Source organism: Methylobacterium fujisawaense (assembly GCF_039619325.1).
Lineage (GTDB): Bacteria > Pseudomonadota > Alphaproteobacteria > Rhizobiales > Beijerinckiaceae > Methylobacterium > Methylobacterium fujisawaense.
Map to the genome: position 1 here is coordinate 86,622 of NZ_CP155000.1, position 26,409 is coordinate 113,030.

A 26,409-nucleotide genomic window follows, 5' to 3' on the forward strand; every position below is an offset into this window, starting at 1 on the left:
ATAGCACTCGGCGGGAGTTGATCGATAGCTAAACCATTGTTTTACAACGAGCTTACCACCGATTGGCGAGGAAAGGATGCATAGCAGCGCGATTGCCTAGTGTGGACTTAGTATCGCGTCCTACATGCTCATCCGAGCGGGCATCGAGGAGGCGCGGATCTGGCGCGTTGAGGGGGCGGCCGACCGGATGCCGCGCAACGCGCCAGATCCCAAGGCGCCGGAGAACCGGCGGATCGAGATCCTTCTCCAAGGAATTCCGGGATGAGGCGGATCCTGCTGGGTGCCCTCGGTGCGCTCGTCACAGGGCTCGTGGATCCAGCCGTCGCGGAACCGGCGCCCGCGGCGGTTCCGCAGGCGGACCGTCCCGCGCTTCCGGAGTCCGTGCCGGCCCTGGACTCCCAGGGCCTGAGGGCCGGTCCCGTTGCCGCGGTGCGGACGCTACAATTGCTGCAGGACCGGGTCGCGTCCGGCTCGGTCGCCGCCCACGAGGGTCAGCCGCGGTTGATCGCCCGGATCAACGCGGATCTTCTCGCTGCGGCACCGGAAGTCTGGGCCGACGGGCATCATGTCAGAGCCGCCATCGTCTTCTCCCTGAGCGGCGGGGGGCCGGCGATCCTGCGTCGCCTGACTGCGCTGGACGGGCTGGGCGAGCGGGAGGCGACGCTGGCCCGCGGCGCTCTAGCCTTTATCGAGGGGCGGGATGCGGACGCGAACCGCCTCCTCAGGGATTTCGACACGGCGGGTCTGCCGCCGACGCTCGTCGGTGCGGTCGGCCTCGCGCAGGCCTCGCTCATCGTGACCGAGAATCCGGTCCGGGCGATCGCCCTGCTCGATCGCGTGCGGCTGCTGCTGCCGGGGACCCTCAGCGAGGAAGGAGCCCTGCGCCGCGAGGTCTTCGCCCTCGGGCAGATCGGCGATCTGCACAGGTTCGAAGCCCTGGCGATTCAGTATCTGCGCCGCTTTCCGCATTCGGTCTACGCAGGCAATTTCAGGCAGCGCCTCGCCTATCAGTTGACCCAGTTCGATGTCGGCCGGGACGAGGCGCGCTTCGGGGCCCTCAACAGGATCGTCAACGAACTGGCTGCCGGGAGCCGGCGCGATCTGTACCTGCTGATCGCCCGTACGGCGATCCAGGAGGGCAAGACCGCCTCGGCGCGCCTGGCCGCCGACAAGGCCCTGGCGCTCTGCGGGCCCGAGAGTCCGGAGGCGGCCCAGGGACGCCTTTACCGGGCGGCGGCCGAGATCGTGGACCTGGCGACCTTCGAGCCCGGGCTGCGGACCTTGCAGGCCCTCGACCGATCCAAGCTTCCCGCCCGCGACATCCCCCTCCTCAAGACGGCGCTTGCGACGGCCGAGGAGATCGGGCGCGGTCTCGTCGGCACGCGCGTGGGGCCGGTGGCCGACACGGCGCCATCGCGACAGGCGCAGGCCGCGGCGGATTCCACCGATGGCGCGGCCAGACTGATTCCCAAGGCCCAAGCCACGATCGACCAGATCGATCTGCTCCTCCAGAAGGCAACTCCGTGACCCTGATCGCCGCCACGGTTCAGAGACCCGCGCCGAAGTCCGATCGCGAGATGGCGCGGTCCCATCCGGAGACCGACCTCCGGACCCCGCCGGACAGGGGCCGGTTCGGCGCCTTCGGGGATGTCCTGCGCGAGATCGCGGAGCCCCCCTCCACGCCCTCGTCCGACGAGGACCGGGATGATGCCGCGGAGCCGCGGGGACCTGTCGCGAAGGGCCGCCCCGACGAGGCGACCGTGACACCCGCGCTCTCCCCCGCCGATCCGGCAAGCGCCGCCGCAACGGCGCTGGCCAACGTCCTGAACACCGCCCATCCGGCGGCCGCCTCCGACGGCCCCGCGACCGGCGGCTCTCCGGGGCCGCGCCTGACAGCCCCCGACGCCGCAGCCCGTTCCGCACCCGCATTGGTGCGCGGAGCAGGATCCGCGCAGGGGCTGCTCGCCGGATCAGGACCCAAACCGGACGTCACGGTGCTCGACCGCGCGGTCCATTTCAAACCCGTGCTGCCCCCGGCAGCGCTACCCGAGTCCGGGGCCGCCGAAGCTGCGCCAGCGGCCTCCGGGGCACCAACCGTGGCCGGACAGAACCCCGCCCGGCCGGGACTGAGCGACGTCATCGCCACCGCGGCGCGGACGCTTCAGGCCGCGACCGGTCTCGCGCCCCAGGGTCCGGCAGACACGGCGATGCCCGCCGAAGCTGCGCCGGCGGCCTCCGGGGCTCCCTTCGTGGCCGGACAGAACCTCGCCCGGCCGGGACTGGGCGACATCATCGCCACCGCGGCGCGGACGCTTCGGGCCGCGACCGGTCTCGCGCCCCAGGATCCCGCAGACACGGCGGTGCGCGCGGCCATCGCCCCGCCCGGCACGTCCGACCTGAGCGTGCCTGCGGACAGCCATGCGGTCCCCGGAATCGCCCGTACGATCCTCACGGCCGCAGGCCACCAGAGCCGGGCCGGCAGCTCCGTCCCGACCCCCGGGGACAGCGTCGGGACAGAGACGGGCCTGCCCGCCATCACCCTGCCGGTGATCGCCGCTGCCATCGAGGATGAGATCGCGCGTGCGGTGCCGGCCCGTCCGGATGCGGTCGGCAATCACGCCGACCCGGCGACCGGGACCGCGCCCGACGGACCGCTGCGGGTGCTCAGGATCCAGCTGAGGCCGGAAGAGCTGGGAACCGTCACCGTGGAGTTGCGACTGGCGAACGGCCAGCTCGAGACGCACCTGCGCGCCTCGCGGCCGGAAACCGCCGCGCTCCTGCAGCGGGATGCGGCCATCCTCACGGACCTTCTCAAGCAGGCGCACCACCAAGCCGATGTCACGGTCGCTCAAGCGCGACCGGCCGATGCGGGAGGCTCTGCCGAAGGGGCTCCGTCGCAGGGTCAGTCCTCCTTCGCGAACGGGGGGGCTCGACCGGGTCACCGGGAGGATGGGCAACGACAGGCGGCGCATCGTTCGGCCACCGGCCGGCGCGACGGAGAGCGGATCGATGAGACGATACGTCCTCGCGACGGCGGCATTTATCTGTAGCGCGGTTCCGGCCGCCGCAAACGTGTGTGAGGCCGAGATGGGCCGCGCCTCGGCCCGTTACGGCGTGCCTCTCGGCGTCCTCTACGCCGTCGGCCTCACGGAGACGGGCAAACGCGGCTCGCTCCAGCCCTATGCCATGAATATCGAAGGAACGGCCTATTTCGCGACCGGGCCCCAGGACGTGCTCGCCCACTTCACCGAGGCGCGCCGCCGGGGCGCGCGCCTGATCGATCTCGGCTGCATGCAGATCAATCACCATTATCACGGCGGCAAGTTCGGCTCGGTCGAGGCCATGATCGACCCGCACGCGAACGTGGACTACGCGACGCAATTCCTCCGGGACCTGAAGAAGCGGGAAGGCAGCTGGACGATGGCCGTGGCGCGCTATCATGCCGGCCCGCACAACAACGCGGCGCAGAAGATCTATATCTGCCGGGTCGTGGCGAACATGGTGGTGACGGGTTTCGGCCAGTGGACGCCCGCCGCCACGCGCTTCTGCCAGTGAGAGCCGGAAGGCAGTCCGGAAGCGTCCATGGAACCAAGGGAAGAACCGGGGTCTTTCGCCAGAGGCCACCCGACACCTGACGATCACCGGGCAGGACGGCGGTCATCGTCCGTTCACCGGCCTGGAGGAGCCGCATGACCGACGCCCCAGAGCCGCCGGAAGCACCATCCGGGAAGATGGCCCTGCTGGTGGCCCTCACTCTCGCGGCCGTCGCCGCCGCCGCCTATGTCCTGATCCGTATGGATTAGTCCGGCCGTCGCCGCGCCGACGGACGATCCCGCTCCGTCGCTACAGGATTCGACAGCTCCCGTAGCTGACCTTGATCGCATTGCGCTCCTCGGGATTGAGCTGCGCCTCGACGAAGTTCAGCTTGTTCAGGTCGATCAGCAGGAAATAGACGCCGTTCTGGCATTTGATCGCGTTGCGCGGCGTGCGCTCATTCAGACGCGGCGAGGCGGTCTGACACTCGTAATAGTCGGAGCGTCCTGCCGAGATCACGGTCAGCAGGCCGCCGCTGGTGACCAGCGAGAACGTCCGGGCCTTCTGGGGCTGCGGCTTCGCCCCCTCCGGCGTGGCGGCATCGAGACCGACGGACGCCTCCTCCGTACACGTCATCGGACGGCGCAGCTGGGAGGCGGACGGCGTGATGCTCAGCAGGAGAAGCGCACCGGCGAGCGCTACCCGTTTCGCGATCATCGGCGAGGGATCCGTGATTCGTGGGTAGTTTCTACCCACAAGCTAGGCGTTTACCCGTCGGTGTAAATGCCGCCTGCTCGGGCGGAGAGGCCGATCAACAGATTTGCCCGCTCGTTCCATTTCACGGCGCGCATGATTGCGGGTCAAGCCGGTCTCGCCGAGGACGGCCACCCGGCTTCCGCGGCCGGCGAAACGGGCTCTACGCCTCCGGGACATCTGGATTGTCGTTGGCGGCCGCTTCGGCATCGCGCCGCGCCGCGATCTCCGTGCCGATTTCCATCAGCAGCAGCCGGGACAGGAGCTGCATCGTCGACGTGCCGTGTAGGGCCAGGAGTTGATGGGCCGCGATGGCCGTCTCCACCATGCGGTCAAAACCGTCTTCGTCGGACATGGCGGGGCGGTAACCTGGTTGAATGCCGAGCATACAACTTAAAGGTATGGATCGGGTTCGATCGCCCGCGCAGAAACAGGAGGCCCCATGATCCCGCCCGGCCAAGCCGACGTTCTGCTGAGGAGATTGGCCGAGGCACTCGAAAGTCCGGTCGAGATCTTCTTCCAGGAATCCGGCTCCGAAGCCGGAGGCGCGTCCGGATCGGACTGCGACCCGATGCCGACCCTGGAGCTGCTCCGCCTGTGGCATGCCTTGCGGGAGCCGCGGAGCCGGCAACGGGTCCTGGCGGCCGCTCGTCAGGAGGCCCGGAACCTGCGCGCGACGGACGCGGCGGCTGGGTGATCGAAGCCCGGCCGTGCAGCCGCCTTCAGAGGCTGCGGCGGCCGGGTCGCGCGTGCGCTGTCAATGGCTCGCGGACGGGGGCGCGGGTACGGCCGCGAAGGTCAGGACCGTCGCGGGGAGGGCGGGCGCCGCCGGTGCGCCCGGCTTGTCCTGCGGATCCGGCTTGTCCTGCTTCGCCATGCGCTTGTCGCGCTTCTCGTAGAAGGCATTGCCCCCGGCGACGGCCACGTAGTGCATGTTGGTGTAGGGGAAGTGGTGGCCGGCGGTGTGGAAATACATCGCCTTCCCGACCTTCGGGTGGCGCTCGCCGGCCAGGACGGCATCGGCGGCATCGGCAACCTTCAGCAGGTCCTTCTCCTGCATCGGCTTGGTGAGCACGCCCGGCGCGAACTGTCCCGGCTGGCCGACAACCGCGCAGATGCCCCCCGGGAAGACCGCATTCTCGAGCCGGTTCATGACCACCGTCCCGACGGCGACCAGCCCGTCGCTGTCGCTCCGGTTCGATTCGAAATACATGGCGCGGCCGAGACAATCGCGCTCGGCATCGCTGACGACCATCGGCGGCTTGCGGTCGGGGATCGACCCCGTCGTGAGAACCGGCGAAGCGGTGTTGCAGGCCCCCAGGCCCCCGGCTACCGCCAGGACAATCAGTGCAGGACCGACCTTCGTCCTCTCGCTACCCTGCATGCATGTGCGCTCCGTGCTCCCCCCAGCCTGCCGCGTCGGGCGGTGTTCCGCTCCGACCGGGCGAAGGCCAAGCTTGACGGCACGTTCGCGGCGAGGATGTGGCGAGGGCGTTCCCGCCTCGGGGCCGGGCCTGAACCCGGGCCTCAGTGCTGGCCCTGGCCGGCGGCCAGGATGGTCACGCCCACGGCGATCACCGCGATGCCCGCCAGCATCGTCGGGTTGATCGCCTCGCCGTACAGCCACGCGCCGCCGAGCGCCGCGCCGATCATGCCGATCCCCGACCAGATCGCGTAGACGACGCCGATCGGCAGCAGGTCCATGCTGGTCGACATCAGCCACAGGGCGGTCCCGTATCCGAGGGCCACGATCACCGTCGGTCCCGGACGCGTGAAGCCTTCGGCGGCCTTCAGCGCCAGGGTGGCGGTGACCTCAGCGCCGATAGCGAGCCCGAGGATCAGAAACGGATTCATGGCACGGCGAACTTTCGGGCTGCACAGGCTGCGTGAATCGGGCGGTCGAGGCGTGTAGAACCTGTTTGGAATCGGACGCCCGAGCAGACGGAGGAGCGCAGGGCCGGCCCAAGTCTGCTTCGAATCGGCCGCAGGACATCGGCGGCCGCCGCCCGACACAAGGCCACAGATCCATGAACATTTCCGAACCAGCGTCCCGGACCTTCGCGGGCGATGAGCCAGGCGCACCGCGCCCGGTTCTGCGGCCGGGCGTGGGCCGATTGGGGCTTTCGTTAAGCCCTCCTGCGCATGGTGGCTGCGCGCCGGCCCACCGCCGCGATGGCGGCCGCGCGACAGCGACGATCCAGAGCGACACAGACCCAGCATGACCGCGTCCTTGGCGATCCCGGACTCTCCGGCCCGCACGCGCCGGGGCCGCCGCTGGGGCGTGATCGCGGCGGCGGGCGGCGCCGCCGTTCTGGGTTGCGCCTGGACCGCCGCCGCGCTGATCAACGTCCCCGACCCCGTCACCCTGACGGCCCTTGCGGTCATCGAGCCGTCGTCGGTGGGCACGTGGTTCCCGAGCCGGATCGTCCAGGCCCCCGCGCGGGCGAGCGATCTGCCCGCCCGGCCGCGCCCGATCCTCGACCGCGTCCCCTGGAAGGGGAAGACCGTCCCGCTGATGGATGTGCTGGCGGCGACCCACACCAACGCCTTCCTGGTGGTGCAGGACGGGGTGCTGATCCACGAATGGCAGCGCGCGGGAACCGGACCGGAGACGCTGTTTCCCTCGTGGTCGGTGGCGAAGTCCATCGTCTCGCTGCTGGTCGGCGCCGCGGTGGCGCGGGGCCAGCTCGCCGAGACCGACCGGGTCTCCGCCCTCCTGCCCGAATTGAAGAACGGCGCGGTGTTCGGTCAGATCACCGTGCGCAACCTCCTCGACATGGCGAGCGGGATCGCGGTGCCGGAGAACTACGATCCCCGGCATCCCCTGACCGGTACCGCGGGGATGTACCTGACGCGCGACATCACGGCCTTCGTGCGCGACAACGCGCATCTGGCGTTCAAACCCGGAAGCAAGGGCCGCTACCGCAGCATCGACACAGAGCTGCTCGGCCTGATCCTCGCCCGGGTCGAGGGCAAGCCCCTGGCCGACATCCTCTCGGAGCGGATCTGGAAGCCGATGGGTGCCCAGGCCGACGCCACCTGGAACCTCGACCGGCCCGGCGGCGTCGAGAAGGCGTTCTGCTGCATCAACGCGACGGCCCGCGACTTCGCCCGCCTCGGCCTGCTGGTGGCCGACCAGGGCCGGCTGAACGCCAACCGCATCGTCCCGGCCCGCTGGATCGAGCGGATCATGACGCCGGCCCGGCGCGACGTCGACGGCTGGCAGTACTCGGCCCAGTGGTGGCACGCCCCGGGGGGCGAGGACGACGACATCTCGGCGATCGGCGTCTACGGCCAGTACATCTACGTGAACCGCGAGACCGGCACGGTGATCGTCAAGCTCAGCGATCACGGCGCCGAGCAGGATGAGATCGACACGCTCGCGGTGATGCAGACCATCGCGGCCGATCTCGCCGCCGGTCGCCCCCCCGCTTTACGCAAGGATCCCTGAGCGGGGCGCCGCGACCAAGGCTTCGACCGAGAAGGCTTCCACCGAGAAGGCTTCGGCCAACAAGGCTCCGGTCGAGGCCCGGTCAGGCCTCGGTCGGTCCGCCCCCCCGCACGGAGGATTGCTGGGTGAGCGGGCTCAGCGGCGTCAGACCCCGTGCCCGCCAGTTGCGCAGGAGACGCCATCCGACCCGCCGCCACGCGATCGACGGGACCGGCGAGGCCGGATCGACGAGGGCGCTGAGAGCCCGCGTGTAGTCGAGCACGAGGCCCGGGGTCCAGGTCATCGACCGCGCCCCGTTGCGCAGGAAGGCCGCCGCCCAGAATTCCGGCGTGGTCAGCGCCGCGGCGAGCTGCCGCCAGGGATGACCGCCGCGGCTGAACGCGCCCTCGACCGCGATGTCCAAGGCCTGGGCCACCGTGGTGGAGCAGTTGCGACTGATGAAATTGTAGGTGGTGTCGGCGCTGTAGTACGCCCAGAACGCCCGCAACCGGGCGGCGTCGATGCCGTTGAGCGTCACCGCCACCGTCGCCGGGCACCAATCCGCCACCTCCGCCTCGTGGGAGGGCAGAAAGCGTCCGGGCACGTCGTTCTCGGGGCCGGCCCGCAGGCTCGACCGCAGGTTGGCAGGCGAACGGTCGATCTCCACCGCGGGATAGTGGCTGATGTAGAGGTCGTCGCCCTGCTGCAGGGCGGCGTGGCCGGTGGAGAACCGCCCCGCCTTGTCGACGGAGGCGACGTAGCGCCGGATCAGCCGCTGGCCGGCGGGGGTCGTCGCCTGCCCGGTGGGGGTCCAGACATAGACCGTCAGGCTGCCGGGCTCGGCGTTGCCGACGGAGGCGGCCGGCTCGGCTGTGCCCAGGCGCCGGGTGCGCAGCCCGGCCAGCGCGAGGTTGGCCCCGTTCAGGATCAGGAACATCCCGATGCAGTAGCCCACCGTGCCGGCATACCAGGTCGGCCAGGGCTGGAGATGGAACAGGCCGAAGGCGATGCTGAGGCCGCCCAGGGCCACCGACATCCGCCAGCCGGAAAACTTCAGCAGGCTCGCGATCGTGATCCGGACCACGCCGTCCACCGTGAAGGCGATGCCGAAGATCATGGCGAGCAGGAAGGTGCTGTGCCGGGTGGCCATCATGATCAGCACCGCCATGACCGACAGCAGCACGCCCTTGAACAGGCGCAGCCGGCGGGCGGCGCCGAGTGCGGACAGGCCGGCGGCGAGGGAGCTCACGCCCTCCGCCAGCAGGATCAGGCCGAACCACCGGTCCGGAACGTGGAGCGCCCCATCCAGGGAATCGATCGCCACGAGGATGCCGAGCGACGACCACAGCAGGCCCGTGGCGACGATCAGGTGCCAGTGGCGGCGGACCGCGGCCCGCCCGACGAGGAGCATCCAGAGGGGCGCCATCCGGCCGCCGGCGGCGTCCGCACCGCCCGGTCCGGGCGCGTCGAGCGCCGAGAGCGCACGCGGGATAGAGGTCGAACACGGTCCGGACATAGGGGTCGCCCTCGAAAGCGCGCGTCAACGAGCCTCTCGCACAGATCCCGCCATGCCGTCACGGCCGGAGCGAGGCTCCCGACACGCACGAGGTCTGAGGAGCGCGCGAGGCGCACGATCGAGACGACGATCCACAACTTGCCTGAGGACTTTGTTAATCGCGGCCTCGCACGGGCCCCCGCGCCGGTCGCGGATGGCCGGGACGACGACCGTGCCGCCGCCTCGCCCGCGCCTCCCGCGGCCCGGCGGCCCGGCGGCATCCCGGATTGTCCCACGTCTCCGCGACTGATTCGGCCGCTCACAGCCTGTCATCGCGCGACCATTCGCAGTCATCGGCCGCAGCCCGCCGCAGCAAACGCCGCCACTGCGCAATATTTGCGAAGCCTCCCGAGAGGGCAACCTCATGTTGCCTCGCAAGAACAAATTGTGTTCAAAGCACATCTTAAGATAAACTGTAGACAAATCGCACAGTTTTTGTATTGTTACGCGCCAATCTTGGCAGACTCGAAGCAATTCGGAGCATGATCGGGCGGCAAATCACGATCAAGAGTTCGGATTTGTCGGTGCGCCGATGCTCAAGCTTCGTTTCTACACACTGGGGGATACATGAATACGATCGAATTGAACGAAAAGGCCTCAGATCTGAACACAGATCTGATCAAGTGCACGGCTTCACTGGTTGCGGCTTACGTGTCCCGGAACGCGGTGGGGGTGGGGGACCTGCCGGTTCTGATCGATCAGGTGCATACGGCCATAACGGTCCTGCAGGGGAGCGCCTCGGGATCCGGTGCGGGCTGGACCGGCCCGACCGCCGCACAGATCGAGTCCTCGATCCAGCAGGATGGCCTGATCAGCTTCATCGACGGCCGGTCCTACAAGACCCTGAAGCGCCACCTGACCGCGCACGGCCTGACGCCCGAGCGCTACCGGGCCAAGTACGGCCTGCCGGCCGACTACCCGATGGTCGCCCCGGGTTACGCCGCCAAGCGCTCGGAGATCGCCAAGGCGATCCAGCTGGGCCACAAGGCGGCCTGAGCGAAACCCGGTCCGCACCGCCCCTCGACGCCCCATCCGGGCGCCGAGACGGGCGGGCGCGGATCCGGGCTGCGGGCCGGCGCGGCAGGATTGCCCCGTGGGGGCCCGCCGCGCGCGGGCACGGCTCAGACCCGGGCGACGGCCAGGGTCCCGTCATCGATGGGAACGAAGCGGACGCCCGCCCGGCACAACGCATCGACCGCGTGCAGGCGGGACCGGCTCCCCCGATGCTCGCTGTCCTCCTCCAAGCGCCGCACCGTGGAATGCGACAGGCCGCTCGCCTGGGCGAGATCCATCATCGACCAGTCGAGCAGGGCCCGGGCGGCGCGCAGATGGTGCCCGGTGACGGAGTGCTCCAGGCCCTCGTGCGCGCCGACCGGCACGGGGGCATGGCTGCGGACAGGGTACTTGAGGCCGCCACGCCCGAGATAGGTCCCGTCCAGGTCCCAGATCGGCATCGTGAGAATCCGGAAATGCCAGAGCTCGCCGTTGGCGAGACGCTCGTGGGCCGTGCCCTGGAAGAACGCCCGCCGCTCGATCCGCTCCGCGGCCGCCGCCTGGAAGGCGCTCCGCTCCTCCGGAACGATCAGGAGATACGGATCGGCGCAGATCTCCTCGAGGGGGAGGCCGTGGACCTGGGCGACCGCGAACGGGATTTCGCGGATGCGATCGAGGCCCATCGAGAAGGTCGTGATGTGCTCCGTGAGATAGAGCGCGCCCTGGCGCCGCCGCTCCTCCTGCCGCAGGCGCGCCAGCTGCTCCCGGTCGCTCACGTCGAGCGCCGTGCCGTTGAGGGCGACGGGGCGCCCCTCCGTCGAGAACCGGATCTCCATCGTCAGCGACAGGGTGCGAACCGTGCCGTTCGGCCGGATCACCCGCACGATGACCTCGCGCGGGACATGCCCCTGCCGGATATCGGTCAGCGCCGGCATCAGGTGCCGATCCTCCGGGTGGATCAGGCTGAGCAGCAGGTCATAGCGCGCCTTCGCGGCATTCGGCACCAGACCGAGCAACCGGTAGAATCCCGGAGACCAGATCTGCTCCCCACCCGCGAAGACCCAGCTCCACGCACCGCTCATCCCACGACTTTCCGTGAGAGTCAGGAACTCTCCCGAAGAAAACGTCAGAGCGCTTAAAGCAGTATGGAACATCTCAGCACCGCGCGGACCATATCATCGTTCCACACATCCAAACAAGGGGTTTTTATTGCGATTAATTCATAATTAAGCTCAATGTTCAAGCAATAACGTAAAATGTTTTGCGGAATTTATTTTACAATACAGCATTCCCATCCAATCCGACCCAGATCATCGTGATGCAGCCCATGACCTGCGGGCTTGCGCCTGCCACGCTCCGCAACACGGACATCCCGCCTGCGGAACCCTCATCCGCCCCCGCGGCGCGCCGCCTGAACCGCATCGCGACCGGCTCTCGATCAGTGCCCCCGCAAAAGTTGGCACCGTGTCTCGCTCACGCATGTTTCAAAACAATGATCATCCGCGATAACATTGGATCTATTCCGAGAAAGAGGCTTGGCAACGCCATATTTCCCCGAGCTATTCATTGAATATTGGATAAATCGCGATCCATATTCATAACTAAGATATTTTAATACGCCGAGCTACAAGACGACTTCATAAATATTACGGAGCAAATATTTATTCTCATCACCTCGCGCCGGCGGCCATGGTCGCGTGTTCAATCGGTCGCCGGTCCGCACGGAGGGGCGCGGATCCGGGATCCGGTGCGGCCGCGCCGGCGGACGGTTGACAGGTCGGGCCGAACAATGCGGGGAGGTGGGCCGCACACCGGGAGGAACCGCATGAGGGTCGCCTGCATCGGCGAGTGCATGGTCGAGCTGTCCGAACGCCCGGACGGGACCCTCGTCCAGGGCTTCGGCGGCGACACGCTGAACACCGCGCTCTATCTCGCGCGTCTCGGCGTCAGGGTCGATTACGTGACGGCGCTGGGCGACGATGTCTGGAGCGACGCGATGGCGGCAGCCTGGGGCCGCGAGGGCATCGGCCTCGACCGGGTCCGGCGGCTGCCGGGCCGGATGCCGGGGCTCTACATCATCCGCACGGATGCCGCGGGCGAGCGCAGCTTCCACTACTGGCGTGATCGCGCCGCGGCCCGGGACCTCTTCACCGAGCCCGGCGCCGCCGAGACCGAGGCGGCACTGGCCGGCTACGACCTCGTCTACCTGTCCGGCATCAGCCTCTCACTCTACGGCGAGACCGGACGCGCCACCCTGTTCGGGACGCTGGCGCGCCTGCGGGACCGAGGCGGTCGGGTGGCCTTCGACACCAATTACCGGCCCCGCGGCTGGCCCGACCACGACGAGGCCCGGGCGGCCTTCCGCGCGGCCCTGGCGCTGGCCGACCTGATCTTCGCCTCGGCGGAGGATCTGGACTGGCTCTTCGGCGCGGCGGGGGCGGACGAGGTGCTGCGCCATCGCGGTCGGGCCGAGATCGTGCTCAAGGCCTCCAGCGGATCCGGGCCCGTCGCCCGGGTGCTGCACGGGGCGGCCGACACCGCCGTGCCGGCCGGGCCGGCGGTGCGGGTCGTCGACACCACGGCCGCGGGCGACAGTTTCGCGGCCGGCTATCTCGCCGCGCGCATCGCCGGGCTGGCACCGGAGGCCGCCGCCGGCGAGGCCCATCGCCTCGCCAGGGCGGTGATCGGGCATCGCGGCGCCGTGATTCCCCGGGACGCGATGCCGGCACCCGCCGTCCGGCAGCCCGCTCCGGATGCCTGAGGGTCGCCGGGACCGGGGGCCGCCCTTGAGGCGGACAGGCGCAACCGCTACCTCTGCTCCCGGGGGACGATCCCCGCAGCTTCATCGCCGCGCGTGGTGCGGCCGAGAGGGCACCCGTGGCGCCGAGTCCCCCGCCGATTCCCCCGCCGATCCAGATTCCCGAGCCCGACGCCGCCGCGGGCGGCGGCGCCCCGAAGACGCGGGTCAGCGCGCGCGGCCGGCTGCGCACCTACTTCCTCACCGGGATCATCGTCGCCGGCCCCCTCGCCATCACCGCCTACATCACGTGGTGGTTCATCGCGCTGATCGATTCGTTCGTGAAGCCGCTGGTGCCGGCGAGCTACCTGCCGGACCATTACCTGCCGTTCTCGATCCCGGGCCTCGGCCTCGTGATCGCGTTCCTGGCGGTCACGCTGCTCGGCTTCCTCACGGCCAACCTCGTCGGCCGTTCGGTGATCGAGTTCGGCGAGGTCCTGCTGGCGCGGACGCCGGTGATCTCCGGCCTCTACAAGGGCCTGCGGCAGATCTTCGAGACCCTGTTCTCGGCCAACGGCACGTCGTTTCGCACGGTGGGGCTGGTGGAGTTCCCCGTGAAGGGCACATGGTCCGTGGTCTTCCTGTCGGCTCCCGCCGGCCACGAGGTCGAGGGCGCGCTGCGCGCCCGGGGCGCTCCCGCCGACGAACTCGTCGGCGTCTTCCTGCCCTGCGCCCCCAATCCGACCACGGGCTTCTTCTTCTACCTGCCCCGCGCCGAGGTGGTGGAACTCGCCATCAGCGTCGACGACGCCGCCAAGCTGGTGATGTCGGCCGGGGTGATCCAGCCCGAGGATCCGCAGGGGCGCCTCAACGCCATGGCGGCGACCCTGCGGACCGCCCAGCAGGCCGGCGGAACGGTGTCGCGTCGGGAGCCGCAGGACGCGTGAGGCCGCGCTTCCGGGCCAGGCTCGCTTCGGGCGCGGCGCCCGCCCGGCTCCGAGATCGACCCGTCACCGCGCGCGCAACACGGCGACCCGGTCGCGGCCGCCCGCGCGGCGTGACGCGCCGCCGGATTGCGTCGTCTCCCTCGGAAAGCCCCTGAAGGCGGGGCCGATGCCGCCTGCAGGGCGGACGAAAAAGGCCGGCCCGCACAGGTGCGGACCGGCCTGGAATGCCTTGGAAATCCCGTCCGTTCCGCGGCGGCTCAGCGCTGCAGCGAAGCCGTCTGCGGAGCGATGGTCGGCGGGGTCGCCTGCGCGACCGTCACGGCGCTGCGGGGGGGCGTCGGCCCCCAGCCGGCGGCGCATTGGAGCGTGAGGGCGAGACCCAGCGCGATGCACAGCCCGTTGGCGGCCAGCCAGAAGGGGCGGGCGGCCCGCCGCACGGCGGCCTGCAACTCGTCCGCGGTCTTGCCGGCCGCCTCGGCGGCGCGATCCGAGATCGGCAGCAGCCAGGGCTCGGTCGGCAGGGCTTGGATACCGGCCATCTCGTGGGAGCCCGGCAGGTTTTGGAACAGTCCGTTCGACATGTCCGTCCTCCAGATTCGTCCGTGATGTCCCGGCTTACCGGGCCATTCGTTCATCTCCAGTTAAGGGAAGAATATGGCTGATGCAAGATCGCAAGGCCTGTCCGGAGCCTGCCGGGCCGCCGCCGGGACGCGGCCAAGCTTCCGCATGATCCCAACAAGCTGTTGATAAGATTGATCTTTCCCGAGAGCCTGTGACATTGCGGCATCGGCCTCCCGGCTTGGCCGAGCGAGGGCGATTCCCGCCCCCACCGTTCAGGAACACCGGACGTTCCTGAACGAAACCGTTCATCCGGCGCCGATCAAGCGGATCGCAGCCTCGCGCTCGAACAGGTAGAGCAGCACCCGCAGCGCCTGCCCGCGGGGGCTCTTCAGTCCGGGATCGCGCTCGACGATCATGCGGGCATCGTCGCGGGCGGCTTCCAGCAGGGCGGCATCGCTCTCCAGGCGGGCGAGCCGGAACGCGGCCATGCCGGATTGCCGGGTGCCCAGCACTTCTCCCTCGCCGCGGAGCTTCAGGTCGGCCTCGGCGATGCGGAACCCGTCCTCGCTCGCGCGCATCATCTCGAGCCGGGCCCGCGACACCTGCCCGAGCGGGCCCCGGTAGAGCAGCAGGCAGGACGAGGCCTTCGAGCCGCGCCCGACCCGGCCGCGGAGCTGGTGCAGCTGCGCCAGCCCGAACCGCTCCGCGTGCTCGATCACCATGATGGTGGCCTCGGGCACGTCGACGCCCACCTCCACCACGGTGGTCGAGACGAGGAGCTTGGTCTCCCCGGCGGCGAACCGGGCCATGGCGGCATCCTTCTCGGGGCCGGGCATCTTGCCGTGGATCAGCCCGACCGCATCGCCGAAATGCTGCCGCAGGTCGTCGAAGCGCTCGGCCGCGGCGGCAAGGTCGACGAATTCCGATTCCTCCACCAGCGGGCAGATCCAGTAGACCCGCTCGCCGCCCGCGATGGCCCGGGCGAGGCCGGCCACCACCTCGTCGATCCGCTCGGTGGGCAGGGTGATCGTGCGGATCGGCTGGCGGCCGGCGGGCTTCTCGTCGAGGATCGAGACGTCCATGTCGCCGAAGAAGGTCAGCGCCAGGGTGCGGGGGATCGGCGTCGCGGTCATGACCAGGAAGTCCACCGCCTCGCCCTTGGCGCCCAGCGCGAGGCGCTGATGGACGCCGAACCGGTGCTGCTCGTCCACCACCGCGAGGCCGAGATCGCGGAAGGTGACTGCCTCCTGGAACAGGGCATGGGTGCCGACCAGGATGTCGATCTCGCCTGCGGCGAGGGCGGCGAGCGTGCTCTTGCGCTCCGCGGCCCGGTCGCGGCCGGTCATCAGGCGCAGGCGCAGACCGCCGGCCAGGGGCTTGAGCCGCTCGAAATGCTGCCGGGCGAGGATCTCGGTGGGGGCCATCAGGGCGGCCTGACGGCCGGCCTCCACCGCCGAGGCCATGGCCAGCAGCGCCACCGCGGTCTTGCCCGAGCCGACATCGCCCTGGAGCAGGCGCAGCATCCGGCGGGGCGCGGCGAGATCGGCGCGGATCTCCGCCACCGCGCGCGCCTGGGCGCCGGTCAGCGCGAAGGGGAGGGCGGCCTCGATGCGGGCGCTCAGGGCGCCGTCGCCGGCATTGACCCGGCCGGCCTTGCGCCGCTGGCGGGCGCGCAGGAGGGCGAGCGCGAGCTGCGAGGCCAGGAGTTCGTCGTAGGCCAGCCGCTTCCGGGACGGGGTCGCGGGCGGCGGCTGGAGCGGATCCTCGGCCTTCGGGGGCGCCTCCTCGGGGCGGTGCTCGAGGCGGAGCGCATCCGCGAAGGCCGGCAGGCGGTTCTTCTCCAGCCAGGCCGGGTCCTGCCATTCCGGCAGGACCGGCAGCCGGTCGAGGGCCGCCACCGCGAGCTTGTTGATCGCCCGCGAGGTCAGCCCCTCCGTGGCGCCGTAGACCGGCTCGACGGCGGGCAGCTCGGCCAGTCCCGCCTCGTCCACGATCCGGGACGGGTGGACCATCTGGCGGGTGCCGTCCCAGAGGTCGATCCGGCCGGTGATGTAGCGGTGCGCCCCGAGCGGCAGCATCTTCTCCACCCGGGCGCGGGGCATGCCGAAGAAGACCAGGGAGATGTCGCCGGTGGCATCCTCCACCAGAACCCGGTGCGGGCGCCGGCCCGAACCGATCTGGGCCGGTCGATGCGCCACCACGGTGACGCCGATCGTCACCGGCTCGCCGACGGGCGCGTCGCTGATCGAGCCCATGAGCTTCCGCGCCACGCCGCCCTGGGGCAGGTGGAACAGCAGGTCCACGACCCGGGCCTCGCGCTCGGGGGTGCCGAGCAGCTTCTCGATGAGGGGCGCCATCTTCGGGCCGATGCCCGGCAGGGCGCGGGCCGGCGCGAACAGGGCGTCGAGAATGCTCGGGCGCAGGGCGGGTGCGTCGGCCGATGCGGCGGGACGCGCACGGGCGACCTCGCCCTCGGACGACTCGGCCGCGTCGGGGTCCTTCAAGGCCGGGTCCTGAGTCGCGCGTGCATCTGTCATGGCGGTTCGGCGGACATGGTGCCGGAGGCGCCTTATCATCCGGTGCATCCCGGCGCGCCAGTGCGGCCGATGAAGACCGAGCCCAGAGACCGAGCCCAGAGACCGATCCCATGGCCAGCGACTTCCTGCCGGGCTTCGACCGGCACCGGATCGAGACAGCACCGGGCGTGACGATCCATGCCCGCTCGGCCGGCTCGGGCCCGCCGGTGCTGCTGCTGCACGGCCATCCGCAGACCCTCTCCACGTGGCTCCACGTCGCCCCGCAACTCGCGGAGCGCCACAGCGTGGTGGCGATGGACCTGCGCGGCTACGGGGATTCGTCGAAGCCCCCGGGCGGGGACCGGCATACCAATTACGCCAAGCGCGCCATGGCGGCCGACGCGGTCGCGGTGATGCGGGCGCTCGGCCACGACCGCTTCGCCGTGGTCGGGCACGACCGGGGCGGGCGCGTCGCCCACCGCCTCGCCCTGGACCATCCCGCCGCGGTCGAGCGGATCGCCCTGTTCGACATCGCGCCGACCGCGACCATGTACGCGCGCACCGACAAGGATTTCGCCACCCGGTACTTCTGGTGGTTCTTCTTCATCCAGCCCCATCCCCTGCCGGAGACGCTGATCGGGGCCGATCCGGAATACTTCCTCCGCCACCACGTCGAGGGCCAGTCCAAGACGCCCGGCTCCACCCCGCCGGACCTCTTCGCCGAGTATCTGCGCTGCTACGCCGACCCCGCCTGCCGCCACGCGATCTGCGAGGATTACCGGGCGGCGGCCGGGATCGACCTGGAGCACGACGCCGCCGATGCGGAGGCGCGCGTCGCGGCGCCCCTGCTGGCGCTCTGGGGCGCGAAGGGCGTCGTCGGCCAGACCTACGACGTGCTGGCGACCTGGCGCGAGAAGGCCACCACCGTCTCGGGCCGGGCGCTGGATTGCGGCCACACCCTCCAGGAGGAGCGGCCGGACGCGGTCGTCTCGGAGCTGACGGCGTTCCTGGGCTGACGGCGATCAGCCGCCCGGAGCAGATCGACCGCGAGCTGGGCCGACAGGGTCTCGCCCCGGTCGAGACCGCCGGGCTCGGCTGCCGCCCAGGCCTCCGTCGCGGCCAGGGCCCGGACCTCGGCCATCGCGGAGAGGGCGGTCCGGGCCCGGCGCACCTGCGCCACCGCGATGCCGTATCCCGCCACCGCGTAGCCCCCTGCGACGAGGGGCAGGGACATCGGCCCGGTGCCGCAGCAGGCGTGGCGGCGCGCCTCCGGGATCCGGCGCGTGGCGCCGCAGCGCGGCGCCACGCTGGCGAAGCGGGAGGTCGGATCGAATCGCGACGGCATGCGAATCTCCGGGCGTGCGGCGCTGTGGCCTGCGCGGATCGGGCTTGGCAGAGAGAGCGGAATGCTCAGATACGGGCATGGGCCGCGCCGACGGGAGACCGTGGCGGCGGCCATCTCCCGGACGGGGGGCGCGGAGCCCGGCCGACCCAGGAACGAGCGGAGCGCGTGCGGGGCAACATGTCCGAAGGAGCCAAGGTCGAAGCGGGCCAGGTCGGAGGCGCCGCGACGCCGTTCGAGGTCGCCGTGGTCGGGGCCGGGGCCGCGGGTCTCGCCGCGGCGCTGGCGGTCGCCCGGGAGGGGATCCCCACGGCGCTGGTCGGCCGCCACGCCCCCGTGGCGGACGGGCGGACCGTCGCGCTCCTCGATGGGTCCGTGCGCTTCCTGGAGGCGCTCGGCGCCTGGGAGGCGGTGGCGCCGCACGCGAGTCCCCTCTGCGAACTCCAGATCGTCGACGACACCGGCAGCCTGTTCCGGCCGCCGCCGGCACGGTTCCGCGCCGCCGAGATCGGCCTCGACGCCTTCGGCTGGAACGTCGAGAGCGCCCGGCTGGTCGAGAGCCTGCGCGCCCGCGCCCGGGCGCAGGACAACCTCACCCTGGTCGAGGCGGACGCCGCCGGCGCCGTGCCCGGCGAAGCGACGGCACGCATCGCCCTGGCCGATGGCGCCGCGGTCGAGGCCCGGCTGGTGGTGGCCGCCGACGGCGCGCGCTCGCCGCTGCGGACCGCCAGCGGCGTCCGCGTGCGCGACTGGACCTACCCACAGAGCGCGATCACCACGATCCTGGCCCATGCGCGCCCGCACCGGGACGTCTCCACCGAGTTCCACACCCGGTCCGGTCCCTTCACCCTGGTGCCGCTGCCGGGCGGTCACCGGTCCAGTCTGGTCTGGGTGACCGGGGAGGGCGCGGCCCGGCGTCTCGCAGCCCTCGACGACGACGCTCTGGGCCAAGCCGTGGAGCGGCAGGCCCGGGCGATGCTCGGCGCCATGCGGGTCGACGGCCCCCGCGGCCTCGTGCCCATGCGCGGCCTCGCGGTGACCCGGCCGGTGGCGAATCGGTTGGTTCTGATCGGGGAGGCGGCCCACGTCTTCCCACCCATCGGCGCCCAGGGGCTCAATCTCGGCCTGCGCGACGCAGCGACCCTGCGCGATACCCTGCTGGTCGCCGCCCGGGACCGCCGCGATCCCGGCAGCCGCCCGGTGCTCGACACCTATGCGCGGGCGCGCCGGGTCGACACGGCGGCGCGCACCGCCGCGGTGGATCTCCTCAACCGCAGCCTGCTCACCGGCCTGCTGCCGGTGGACGCGCTCCGCGGCCTCGGCCTGCTGGCGATGACGCAGCTCGGACCGCTGCGCCGGCTCGTGATGCGGGAGGGCGTGCTGCCCCGGCTCGGCGCCCCGGAGCTGATGCGGGCGGCCCGCTGAACTGCGGGCGCCGCGACAGCCGGCGTCTTCGCGCGTGCCGCAATCCCGGGGCATTTCGGCGCCCGACGGCGCACGCGGCCCTGAGATCGATTCGCTGCGCGCGCACGGACGAGACGGTTCAGGGACGCCCGTTAAGGCGGTACGGGGGCCTGCGGCTTCAGAGATCCGGCTGGGCGGCCACGTAGGCGCCGAGGCGGGTCGCGAGGTCCACCGGGCCGCCCGCCCGGGCCCCGCCCGGATCATTGATGAGGATCACCGGGATGCCGCGGTCGCGGAGATGGCCGCGGAGGCGGGCGGCGCGGCGGGCATAGGCGGGATCGCGGCGGGTGGGCGCCTGGAGCAGCACCGCGGCCGGCCGGGCGATCACGGCCAGCACGTCGTCCGCCGCCTCCATCGAGGCGGTCACGCTCGCATAGCCGAGGCTGGCCAGCTCGCCCGAGAGGGACCGGTCCACGGCGCGTACGCCGTCGTCGACCACGAGCACTTGTTGCAGCGCACCCATAAGCTTGAGCGGTACTCCATCCCGGACGACTTGGAAAGATAGCCGTCACGACAATCCGATGCAGAACCCGCCAACAGGCGGTTCGGATCCCGTGGGTCCGTGTGCAGATGCGAGATTATCTGCGCCGCCTGAGCGCCGGATGAACCGGCGCGGCGCCGCCGTTCAGGTCGCCGCGACCGCCACGGCCGTCCCGCCCGACAGGAGCAGGCGGTAGCCCGAATCCCGCCACGCGCGCGGATCCGTCTCCGGGTTTCCGCTCCGGGGAAGCGCCTGTGCGGCGCAGGCCGGCCCACGACAGCCGAGGCCGCCCGCGGGCCCGTGGCCGACGTCCAGGAGCGTGCGCGGCAGGAGCGCGTCCTCCGGATGGGCCAGGGTCGCGGCGAGGTCCTCCAGGCCGGGGCGCGTGAGCACCAGCGCCTCGCCCAGGACCAGCGAATCGAGGCGCTGCGGGCCCGCGAGCCCGGCGCTCCGCCGGGTCAGCCGCGCGGGCGCGCGATGGACCACGTCGAGGACGCGGACGGTCCAGGGCAGCGGCAGAGCGGCAATGGCCGATTCGACCAGGGCCGGGACCACGAGCCGGGTGGGCACCGGCCGCAGGAGGGCGGCGCGGAACCCGGCCTCGTCGAAGGGCAGCACGGTCTCCAGGCCGGCGCCCGCCGCCAGGGCGGCGCCGAGGCCGGTCACGAGGCCGCGCAGGTCGTGGCCGGGCAGGAGCGTCAGGACCCGCTCGTCCGCGGACAGGGGCAGCGCGTCGAGATGGGCGGCGATCGCCGCCGCGAGCGCCGCGGCGCTGCGGTAGACGGGCCGGCCGGGATCGCCGCCCGCGAAGGTGACGAGGCCGCGGCTCGGCGCCGGTTCGACCACGCCCCGCTCCAGGGCCATCGCGTCGAGGCTGATCACGCCGTCCGGCACGCTCGGACCGAAGGCCGCGAGATAGCGCAGGCCGAAATGGCGCATGGCCGCGCGGGTGAGGTCCTCCGCGGGCCGACGCGCGCCGCGGCGGCCCTCCGTCAGAACGGCCACGAGGCCGGCGGACTCGATCCCGGCGGAGAGCTCGGCGCAATCCCAGACGGCCGGCATCGCGCAGGGGAGGTGGCCCGCCGCCTCGACGGCGAGATGGGCGAGGGTCGATTCGGCGCCCCCCGAGAACCACAGGCCGATCCGGCTGCCGGCGGGAAGCCGCCACGCGCCGATCCCGCGGGCGAGCCGCCCGACGATCTCGGCGGCGGCCGCGTAGGTCCAGGTGATAGCCGGGCGCCCGCACCAAGCGACGCGGTCCCCCGAATCACGCAGGACCGTGCGCTGGGGGCCCGTCAGAGCCGCCGCGAAGAGGCGGGCCGCGAGACCCTCGGACAGGCCGCCGAAGAAGCTTTCGGACAGGCCTTCGGGCGCGTCCTCGGATCGCGCGGACGCGTCCAGCGCGGCGTCGGCCGCCCACTCCGCCACCGCCAACGCGCTCACACCCGCCGCCCCCGCCGATCCTGCAGAACTCCTATCATCTCGGCCCGGCAGGGTTAACCGACCGCTAAGGGGGCCGCCGCCGGAGGGCGGCCGCCGGCGGCCGACGGCGCGGCCCGATCACGCGCTCGTGCCTCGCGCCCGCGCAACGTCGTGCTTGCGGCCGGGCGTATGGGGGCCTATCGGGGGCCGGGCGCGGCCAGGACGGTTCCGACAGCCTCCCCGGCCGCGGTGTCATGCCTTCGCCTCATTCAAGGGGAAAGGCAGGCCGCCCGGTCGCCGGGGTGAGGGATGCGCGCAGACGGGCGCCCGTCCCGCCCGATGGCCGGACCGATTCATCCGGAGTTCCGGGCGGCACGCCAACGCGGCGGGCATCCGGACGGTCCGGCGGACCTGCCGCCAGGCCGGCTCCGCATCCTGCCAGCCACACCACGTCTCTTCCAAGGGGTCAGAGCCGATGTCCTTCACCCGCACCGCGACGCTCGCGCGCGCCGCTCTTTTCGGCCTCGCGGGCCTCGGTCTTGCGGCCGCGCCGGCCCTGGCGCAGCCGAAGAAGCCCGCCGCTCCCGCGCCGGCCGCGCCGGCGCCGACCGCCCCGGGCACCCCGGCGGCCAACACCCCGGCCGCCCAGACCGGCCCGCAGATCGTCGCCGTGAAGTCCGAGCCGAGCCAGGCCGACTGGACCAAGGTCTGCGGCAAGGATCAGGGCTCGGGCACCGACATCTGCTACACGACCCGCGACTTCGTGTCCGACCAGGGCCAGCCCGTGCTGGCAGTGGCGGTCTACGAGATGAAGAACGCCGCCCAGAAGCAGGAGGTGCGCGTGGTGCGCTACCTGCTGCCGCTCGGCCTGCTGCTGCAGCCGGGCATCCGCTTCAGCGTCGACGGCCAGGCGGCGACCGCCGGTCGCTTCGCGGTCTGCTTCCCGAACGGCTGCTTCGCCGAGGCCGGCGGCGTCGATGCCGGCGTGATCGCCGCGATGAAGAAGGGCACGACCCTCAACGTCTCGGTCCAGAACCAGACCCAGCGCGAGGTCACCTTCGCGGTGCCGCTGACCGGCTTCGGCAAGGCCTTCGACGGCCCGGCCATCGACCCGAAGGTCCTCGAGGAGCAGCAGAAGAAGCTCCAGGCCGAGCTGGAGAAGCGCTCCGAGGACATGCGCAAGAAGCTGGAGCAGCAGCAGGGCTCCGCTCCGGCCGCCGGTGCCGCGGCGCCGGCCCCCGCCGCCAAGTAAGGGCTTCTCGTCCGCGGTCCTCCGGGACCGCGAGCGCCATCGACCCGCCGCGCGGCGGGTCCGTATCGGGGGCCGGACCGCGAGGTCCGGCCCTTCGCGTTTGAGGCGCCCGGCGCCGGGATCTACCGGGTCCCCGCCGGGCCCGAACCCGGCTGGACGATCAGCACGCGCAGATCCTGGTCGGGAACGTAGTCCCGGGCCTCCCAGCGGAACGTGGTCGGCCCGGTCTTCCGGATGCCCGTGCGGCAGAAGCTCACCACCGCCTCCGGGCTGCCCTTGTCGACCGTGAGGGTGAAGCGCCCGATCGGCGCGGCCCAGTTGCGCGCCGTGGTGACGATGTAGGGCACTACGGTGGCGCGCAGGTGGCCGCTGGGATCCGCCGCCTTCGCCTGCAGGCGCCGGATCGCCGTGAGCCCGGCCTCGTCCAGGCAGTAGGTCGCCCGGTAGCCCTCGCGGGAGGCGTCCTTGAGGTCGAGGAAATGGAAGCCGTTCACCGGCGCGTAGCTGTGCGCGATGCGGACGTCCTGCCCGGGCGGGAAGGTCTGGAGCCAGTGGAACTTCGCCTCGCTGCGCCACAGGCCCTCGGTCATGCGATCGGTCATCCCCTCGGATTCGGGGAACAGGCCGGCCTTGACCAGTTCGGCCCACGCGGCGGTGCCGATCCGCTTCTCGGCCGCCTTGATCGCGTCGAAGCGCAGCGGGTTCAGGGGCAGGTCGTGGCGGCGGAGGAGGTCCGTCACCTCGCGCTCGCCCACGAAGGCCCGCTCCTCCAGCTCCGGTGCGAGCGGCTTTCCGTCCACCGTCACGGTGAAGCCGACGAAGTTCGGGCTTTCGGGCTGCGGCAGCGCGAGGGCCGAGAAGCTGAGTTCGCGCCCGTCGATGGGCGGCAGCGGGAAGGCGATCCGCACCGTGCGGGGCTCCTGCCCCTGATTGCGGAACAGGTAGGACACGCCGATCCGGTCGCTGGCGATCGACAGGTCCTCGCTCGCCAGCGCGATTCCGGGCTCGCGCCTCAGGACCAGCCCGCCGGCATCGAGTTCGGCGGCGCTATCGTTGGCGCGGGCCTGAATCGAGAGAAGGCGCCGGCGGCCAGAAGCGCGGCGGCGACAGGTCGGATCATGGTGTCGGGCCCGTGCGACGGCACGGGCCGTCACGGAAGGCTATCGCGGCGGCGTTGCCAGGATCTTGACGAGTCCCGGCCCGCTCAGTTCGTGGGGCGGTCCCGCATCCGGTATGCGCCGGCGGCGTCGCGCTCGAACATCTCGGCGATGCCGGCATGGCGCAGGGCTTCACCCGACGTGTCGGGCAGGAGGTTCTGTTCCGACACGTAGGCCACGTACTCGGTCTCGGCGTTCTCGGCGAGCAGGTGGTAGAACGGCTGGTCCTTGCGCGGCCGGACCTCCTCGGGGATCGCCAGCCACCATTCCTCGGTGTTGTCGAACACCGGGTCGACGTCGAACACGACGCCGCGGAACGGGTAGATCCGGTGGCGCACCACGGCGCCGATCGCGAATTTCGCGGTTCTCAGTGTTACGTCCGTCATGGTTCAGTCCGTCCAGAACGGACAGATAGGTCCGTTGACGGGGCCTGTCACCGGGTCGGTGCCGCCGACCGGTAACGGCGCGCACCGGCCTGCGCGTCATCGGGTGACGGACGCCGGTTCGGGAAGCCGGATGCCGCGTTCGGCCGCGATCGCCCGGGCGGTGGCCTCGCGCCGAGCGGTGAGGTCGGCGGCGGCCGCCCGCGCCCACGCCACGATGGCCGGCGGGGCCGTCCGGGGCGTGCCGCTGTCGAAGGGCGGCTCGGGGGCGTATTGCATGCCGAGCTGGATCGCCTGCGCGGCCTCGTCGCCGCGCAGCGCGGCGGCGAGCCGCAGCGCCCCGTCGATGCCCGCGGTGACCCCGGCCGCGAACACCCAGGTGCGGCCGTCCGCGTCGCGGTCGATCACGACGCGCTCATCCACCGGCTCGGCCCCGAAGAACGGGAGCAGGTGGACGGCGTTCCAGTAGGTCGTGGCCCGCCGCCCCACCAGCAGACCGGCCGCACCGAGGAGGAGCGCGCCGGTGCAGACCGAGAGGACGTGGCCGGCCCCGGCCGCCTGGTCGCGGATCCAGCCGAGCACGGCCGCGTCCCGCATCAGGGCCTCCTGGCCCTGGCCGCCCGGGACGTGCAGCACGTCGAGCCGCGGGGCCTCCGCCAGGGTGGCATCCGGCAGGATCCGGAGGCCGCGGACGTCGCGGACGGGGTCCAGGCTCGGCGCGTAGACCCGGTAGGTGCTGTTGGGCACCCGGGACAGGACCTCGAACGGGCCGGTGAGGTCGATCTGGTCCAGCCCCTCGAACAGGAGCGAGCCGATCTGCAGATGGGTGTCGGGCGGGATCATGCCGGGCCTCCGTGGTGGACAGGGACACCCTACCGCGTCAGGATCTGGCCGAAATGCCAAAGAGCCCTCGTTTCTCGCCAGATCAACCGCGACCGATCGAGGTGCTGGCCTTCCCGTCGGTGCAGCTCCTCGACGTGGCCGGGCCGCTCCAGGTCTTCGCCACCGCCAACGAACACGGCGGCGCCGGGACCCCATACGCGCCGCGGGTGATCGCGGCCGGCGACCCGGGGCTCACCGCCTCGGCGGGCCTGCGGCTGGTGGCCGACCCGCTGCCGGATCTCGCGGCGCCGGTGGACACGCTGGTGATCGCGGGCGGCCCCGGCGTCGTCGCGGCCTGCGACGACGCCGCCCTGGTGGCCTGGGTGCGGGCCCGGGCGGGCCGGGCCCGCCGGGTCGCCTCGGTCTGCACCGGCGCGTTCCTGCTCGGAGCGGCGGGCCTCCTCGACGGGCGGCGGGCCGTGACCCATTGGAAGCATTGCGGCGCGCTCGCCGCGCGCTACCGGCGCGCCCGGATCGAGCCCGACCCGATCTTCGTGCGCGACGGCCCGGTCTGGTCCTCGGCGGGGGTCACGGCGGGCATCGACCTGACCCTGGCGCTGGTCGAGGAGGATCTCGGCCGCGCGACCGCCCTGGCGGTGGCGCGCCACCTCGTGATGTTCCTCAAGCGCCCCGGCGGGCAGGCGCAGTTCAGCGCGGCGCTGGCCCTGCAGGCGGGCGAGGAGCGGTTCGGGCGGCTCCACGCCTTCATGGCGGACAACCTGTCCGGCGACCTGTCGCTGCCGGCGCTGGCCGCGGCGGCCGGGATGAGCGCGCGCAGCCTGAGCCGGCACTATCTGGAGGCGACCGGCCTCACCCCCGCCAAGGCCGTGGAGCGCCTGCGGGTGGAGGCGGCCCGGCGGGCGCTCGCCGAGACGGCGCAGCCGGTGAAGCGCATCGCCCGGACCTGCGGCTTCGGCTCCGAGGAGACGCTGCGGCGCAGCTTCCTGCGGCACGTCGCGGCGACGCCGCAGGCGTATCGGGCGCGGTTCGGCGGGTGAGG

At 71.6% G+C, this 26,409-nt stretch carries 25 protein-coding genes; 12 read left to right on the forward strand and 13 right to left on the reverse strand.

The window, feature by feature from the left end; genetic code table 11:
* Positions 1 to 261: 261 nt before the first annotated feature.
* The 3 genes from ABC766_RS00650 to ABC766_RS00660 are packed head-to-tail and all read left to right on the forward strand — an operon-like array spanning position 262 to position 3,555.
* Positions 262 to 1,527, forward strand: coding sequence for a chemotaxis protein (locus ABC766_RS00650; protein ID WP_342145285.1), 1,266 nt, complete (start codon positions 262 to 264; stop codon positions 1,525 to 1,527).
* The gene (locus ABC766_RS00655; protein ID WP_345820607.1) at positions 1,524 to 3,050 is read left to right on the forward strand and encodes a flagellar hook-length control protein FliK; all 1,527 of its coding nucleotides are present in this window, start codon (positions 1,524 to 1,526) and stop codon (positions 3,048 to 3,050) included. The genes ABC766_RS00650 and ABC766_RS00655 overlap by 4 nt, the downstream gene beginning before the upstream one ends.
* Entirely contained in the window at positions 3,010 to 3,555 is a 546-nt protein-coding gene (locus ABC766_RS00660; RefSeq protein ID WP_075380073.1) for a transglycosylase SLT domain-containing protein, read from the forward strand. The genes ABC766_RS00655 and ABC766_RS00660 overlap by 41 nt, the downstream gene beginning before the upstream one ends.
* A gap of 288 nt (positions 3,556 to 3,843) precedes the next feature.
* Here the strand turns inward: ABC766_RS00660 and ABC766_RS00665 are convergent, their stop codons facing one another.
* On the reverse strand, positions 3,844 to 4,251 hold the full coding sequence (locus ABC766_RS00665) for a hypothetical protein (protein WP_043357279.1): 408 nt from the start codon (positions 4,249 to 4,251) through the stop codon (positions 3,844 to 3,846).
* Between the two features lie 199 nt (positions 4,252 to 4,450).
* Positions 4,451 to 4,642, reverse strand: a complete 192-nt coding sequence (locus tag ABC766_RS00670; protein WP_043357287.1) for a hypothetical protein — start codon at positions 4,640 to 4,642, stop codon at positions 4,451 to 4,453.
* A gap of 87 nt (positions 4,643 to 4,729) precedes the next feature.
* On the opposite strand from ABC766_RS00670, the gene ABC766_RS00675 reads away from it, so the two are divergent.
* Positions 4,730 to 4,984, forward strand: coding sequence for a hypothetical protein (locus ABC766_RS00675; RefSeq protein ID WP_342145287.1), 255 nt, complete (start codon positions 4,730 to 4,732; stop codon positions 4,982 to 4,984).
* Between the two features lie 60 nt (positions 4,985 to 5,044).
* Here ABC766_RS00675 and ABC766_RS00680 read toward each other — a convergent pair whose 3' ends face one another.
* Both ABC766_RS00680 and ABC766_RS00685 read right to left on the reverse strand, forming a co-directional pair.
* Complete coding sequence (locus ABC766_RS00680) at positions 5,045 to 5,671, reverse strand: cell wall hydrolase (RefSeq protein ID WP_342145288.1); 627 nt, start codon at positions 5,669 to 5,671, stop codon at positions 5,045 to 5,047.
* A 143-nt stretch (positions 5,672 to 5,814) separates the two neighbouring features.
* Positions 5,815 to 6,141, reverse strand: a complete 327-nt coding sequence (locus tag ABC766_RS00685; protein ID WP_043357283.1) for a DMT family transporter — start codon at positions 6,139 to 6,141, stop codon at positions 5,815 to 5,817.
* Between the two features lie 364 nt (positions 6,142 to 6,505).
* Between ABC766_RS00685 and ABC766_RS00690 the strand changes: the two genes are divergently transcribed.
* Complete coding sequence (locus ABC766_RS00690) at positions 6,506 to 7,738, forward strand: serine hydrolase (protein WP_345820612.1); 1,233 nt, start codon at positions 6,506 to 6,508, stop codon at positions 7,736 to 7,738.
* Positions 7,739 to 7,820: 82 nt separating this feature from the next.
* Here the strand turns inward: ABC766_RS00690 and ABC766_RS00695 are convergent, their stop codons facing one another.
* Positions 7,821 to 9,233 carry a DUF4105 domain-containing protein gene (locus ABC766_RS00695; protein WP_043357293.1) on the reverse strand — a complete coding sequence of 471 codons (1,413 nt, stop codon included), beginning with the start codon at positions 9,231 to 9,233 and terminating at the stop codon, positions 7,821 to 7,823.
* Between the two features lie 606 nt (positions 9,234 to 9,839).
* Here ABC766_RS00695 and ABC766_RS00700 point away from each other — a divergent pair.
* Positions 9,840 to 10,268 (forward strand): MucR family transcriptional regulator, encoded by a 429-nt coding sequence (locus ABC766_RS00700; protein WP_043357295.1) that lies wholly within the window; start codon positions 9,840 to 9,842, stop codon positions 10,266 to 10,268.
* 125 nt (positions 10,269 to 10,393) lie between these two features.
* On the opposite strand, the gene ABC766_RS00705 is transcribed toward ABC766_RS00700, so the two are convergent.
* A complete protein-coding gene (locus ABC766_RS00705) occupies positions 10,394 to 11,347 on the reverse strand; it encodes a PAS domain-containing protein (protein ID WP_342145594.1) in 954 nt (317 codons plus the stop codon).
* Positions 11,348 to 12,090: 743 nt separating this feature from the next.
* Here ABC766_RS00705 and ABC766_RS00710 point away from each other — a divergent pair.
* Together ABC766_RS00710 and ABC766_RS00715 are read left to right on the forward strand one after the other, a co-directional pair.
* Complete coding sequence (locus tag ABC766_RS00710; protein ID WP_345820619.1) at positions 12,091 to 13,026, forward strand: sugar kinase; 936 nt, start codon at positions 12,091 to 12,093, stop codon at positions 13,024 to 13,026.
* A 116-nt stretch (positions 13,027 to 13,142) separates the two neighbouring features.
* Positions 13,143 to 13,949 (forward strand): DUF502 domain-containing protein, encoded by an 807-nt coding sequence (locus ABC766_RS00715; RefSeq protein ID WP_374701387.1) that lies wholly within the window; start codon positions 13,143 to 13,145, stop codon positions 13,947 to 13,949.
* Positions 13,950 to 14,206: 257 nt separating this feature from the next.
* Here the strand turns inward: ABC766_RS00715 and ABC766_RS00720 are convergent, their stop codons facing one another.
* Positions 14,207 to 14,530 carry a hypothetical protein gene (locus tag ABC766_RS00720; protein ID WP_043357302.1) on the reverse strand — a complete coding sequence of 108 codons (324 nt, stop codon included), beginning with the start codon at positions 14,528 to 14,530 and terminating at the stop codon, positions 14,207 to 14,209.
* 285 nt (positions 14,531 to 14,815) lie between these two features.
* Complete coding sequence (gene recG / locus ABC766_RS00725) at positions 14,816 to 17,047, reverse strand: ATP-dependent DNA helicase RecG (protein ID WP_170861803.1); 2,232 nt, start codon at positions 17,045 to 17,047, stop codon at positions 14,816 to 14,818.
* 110 nt (positions 17,048 to 17,157) lie between these two features.
* Here recG and ABC766_RS00730 point away from each other — a divergent pair, with 110 nt between their 5' ends.
* Positions 17,158 to 18,042 (forward strand): alpha/beta fold hydrolase, encoded by an 885-nt coding sequence (locus ABC766_RS00730; RefSeq protein ID WP_043357310.1) that lies wholly within the window; start codon positions 17,158 to 17,160, stop codon positions 18,040 to 18,042.
* A 506-nt stretch (positions 18,043 to 18,548) separates the two neighbouring features.
* Positions 18,549 to 19,793, forward strand: coding sequence for a UbiH/UbiF family hydroxylase (locus tag ABC766_RS00735; RefSeq protein WP_043357337.1), 1,245 nt, complete (start codon positions 18,549 to 18,551; stop codon positions 19,791 to 19,793).
* A 157-nt stretch (positions 19,794 to 19,950) separates the two neighbouring features.
* On the opposite strand, the gene ABC766_RS00740 is transcribed toward ABC766_RS00735, so the two are convergent.
* Positions 19,951 to 20,295, reverse strand: coding sequence for a hypothetical protein (locus tag ABC766_RS00740; RefSeq protein ID WP_043357312.1), 345 nt, complete (start codon positions 20,293 to 20,295; stop codon positions 19,951 to 19,953).
* 162 nt (positions 20,296 to 20,457) lie between these two features.
* Positions 20,458 to 21,756, reverse strand: coding sequence for an acyl-CoA synthetase (locus ABC766_RS00745; RefSeq protein WP_274927521.1), 1,299 nt, complete (start codon positions 21,754 to 21,756; stop codon positions 20,458 to 20,460).
* Positions 21,757 to 22,210: 454 nt separating this feature from the next.
* Here ABC766_RS00745 and ABC766_RS00750 point away from each other — a divergent pair, with 454 nt between their 5' ends.
* Positions 22,211 to 22,987, forward strand: coding sequence for an invasion associated locus B family protein (locus ABC766_RS00750; protein ID WP_043379642.1), 777 nt, complete (start codon positions 22,211 to 22,213; stop codon positions 22,985 to 22,987).
* A 122-nt stretch (positions 22,988 to 23,109) separates the two neighbouring features.
* On the opposite strand, the gene ABC766_RS00755 is transcribed toward ABC766_RS00750, so the two are convergent.
* From ABC766_RS00755 to ABC766_RS00765, 3 genes are all read right to left on the reverse strand, one after another.
* Positions 23,110 to 24,141 carry a DUF4424 domain-containing protein gene (locus ABC766_RS00755; protein WP_345820630.1) on the reverse strand — a complete coding sequence of 344 codons (1,032 nt, stop codon included), beginning with the start codon at positions 24,139 to 24,141 and terminating at the stop codon, positions 23,110 to 23,112.
* Positions 24,142 to 24,191: 50 nt separating this feature from the next.
* The gene (gene hspQ, locus ABC766_RS00760; protein ID WP_043357318.1) at positions 24,192 to 24,530 is read right to left on the reverse strand and encodes a heat shock protein HspQ; all 339 of its coding nucleotides are present in this window, start codon (positions 24,528 to 24,530) and stop codon (positions 24,192 to 24,194) included.
* Positions 24,531 to 24,626: 96 nt separating this feature from the next.
* Entirely contained in the window at positions 24,627 to 25,370 is a 744-nt protein-coding gene (locus tag ABC766_RS00765; protein ID WP_345820633.1) for a DJ-1/PfpI family protein, read from the reverse strand.
* Positions 25,371 to 25,423: 53 nt separating this feature from the next.
* Between ABC766_RS00765 and ABC766_RS00770 the strand changes: the two genes are divergently transcribed.
* A complete protein-coding gene (locus tag ABC766_RS00770) occupies positions 25,424 to 26,407 on the forward strand; it encodes a GlxA family transcriptional regulator (RefSeq protein WP_278306942.1) in 984 nt (327 codons plus the stop codon).
* The last annotated feature ends 2 nt before the right edge of the window (positions 26,408 to 26,409 follow it).

Bases quoted from the DNA above. Each gene is read 5' to 3' on its own strand.
- ABC766_RS00650 (WP_342145285.1), top strand. From the start codon at position 262: ATGAGGCGGATCCTGCTGGGTGCCCTCGGTGCGCTCGTCACAGGGCTC.
- ABC766_RS00660 (WP_075380073.1), top strand. From the start codon at position 3,010: ATGAGACGATACGTCCTCGCGACGGCGGCATTTATCTGTAGCGCGGTT.
- ABC766_RS00665 (WP_043357279.1), bottom strand. From the start codon at position 4,251: ATGATCGCGAAACGGGTAGCGCTCGCCGGTGCGCTTCTCCTGCTGAGC.
- ABC766_RS00670 (WP_043357287.1), bottom strand. From the start codon at position 4,642: ATGTCCGACGAAGACGGTTTTGACCGCATGGTGGAGACGGCCATCGCG.
- ABC766_RS00675 (WP_342145287.1), top strand. From the start codon at position 4,730: ATGATCCCGCCCGGCCAAGCCGACGTTCTGCTGAGGAGATTGGCCGAG.
- ABC766_RS00680 (WP_342145288.1), bottom strand. From the start codon at position 5,671: ATGCAGGGTAGCGAGAGGACGAAGGTCGGTCCTGCACTGATTGTCCTG.
- ABC766_RS00685 (WP_043357283.1), bottom strand. From the start codon at position 6,141: ATGAATCCGTTTCTGATCCTCGGGCTCGCTATCGGCGCTGAGGTCACC.
- ABC766_RS00690 (WP_345820612.1), top strand. From the start codon at position 6,506: ATGACCGCGTCCTTGGCGATCCCGGACTCTCCGGCCCGCACGCGCCGG.
- ABC766_RS00695 (WP_043357293.1), bottom strand. From the start codon at position 9,233: ATGTCCGGACCGTGTTCGACCTCTATCCCGCGTGCGCTCTCGGCGCTC.
- ABC766_RS00700 (WP_043357295.1), top strand. From the start codon at position 9,840: ATGAATACGATCGAATTGAACGAAAAGGCCTCAGATCTGAACACAGAT.
- ABC766_RS00705 (WP_342145594.1), bottom strand. From the start codon at position 11,347: ATGAGCGGTGCGTGGAGCTGGGTCTTCGCGGGTGGGGAGCAGATCTGG.
- ABC766_RS00710 (WP_345820619.1), top strand. From the start codon at position 12,091: ATGAGGGTCGCCTGCATCGGCGAGTGCATGGTCGAGCTGTCCGAACGC.
- ABC766_RS00720 (WP_043357302.1), bottom strand. From the start codon at position 14,530: ATGTCGAACGGACTGTTCCAAAACCTGCCGGGCTCCCACGAGATGGCC.
- recG (WP_170861803.1), bottom strand. From the start codon at position 17,047: ATGACAGATGCACGCGCGACTCAGGACCCGGCCTTGAAGGACCCCGAC.
- ABC766_RS00730 (WP_043357310.1), top strand. From the start codon at position 17,158: ATGGCCAGCGACTTCCTGCCGGGCTTCGACCGGCACCGGATCGAGACA.
- ABC766_RS00735 (WP_043357337.1), top strand. From the start codon at position 18,549: ATGTCCGAAGGAGCCAAGGTCGAAGCGGGCCAGGTCGGAGGCGCCGCG.
- ABC766_RS00740 (WP_043357312.1), bottom strand. From the start codon at position 20,295: ATGGGTGCGCTGCAACAAGTGCTCGTGGTCGACGACGGCGTACGCGCC.
- ABC766_RS00750 (WP_043379642.1), top strand. From the start codon at position 22,211: ATGTCCTTCACCCGCACCGCGACGCTCGCGCGCGCCGCTCTTTTCGGC.
- hspQ (WP_043357318.1), bottom strand. From the start codon at position 24,530: ATGACGGACGTAACACTGAGAACCGCGAAATTCGCGATCGGCGCCGTG.
- ABC766_RS00765 (WP_345820633.1), bottom strand. From the start codon at position 25,370: ATGATCCCGCCCGACACCCATCTGCAGATCGGCTCGCTCCTGTTCGAG.
- ABC766_RS00770 (WP_278306942.1), top strand. From the start codon at position 25,424: ATGCCAAAGAGCCCTCGTTTCTCGCCAGATCAACCGCGACCGATCGAG.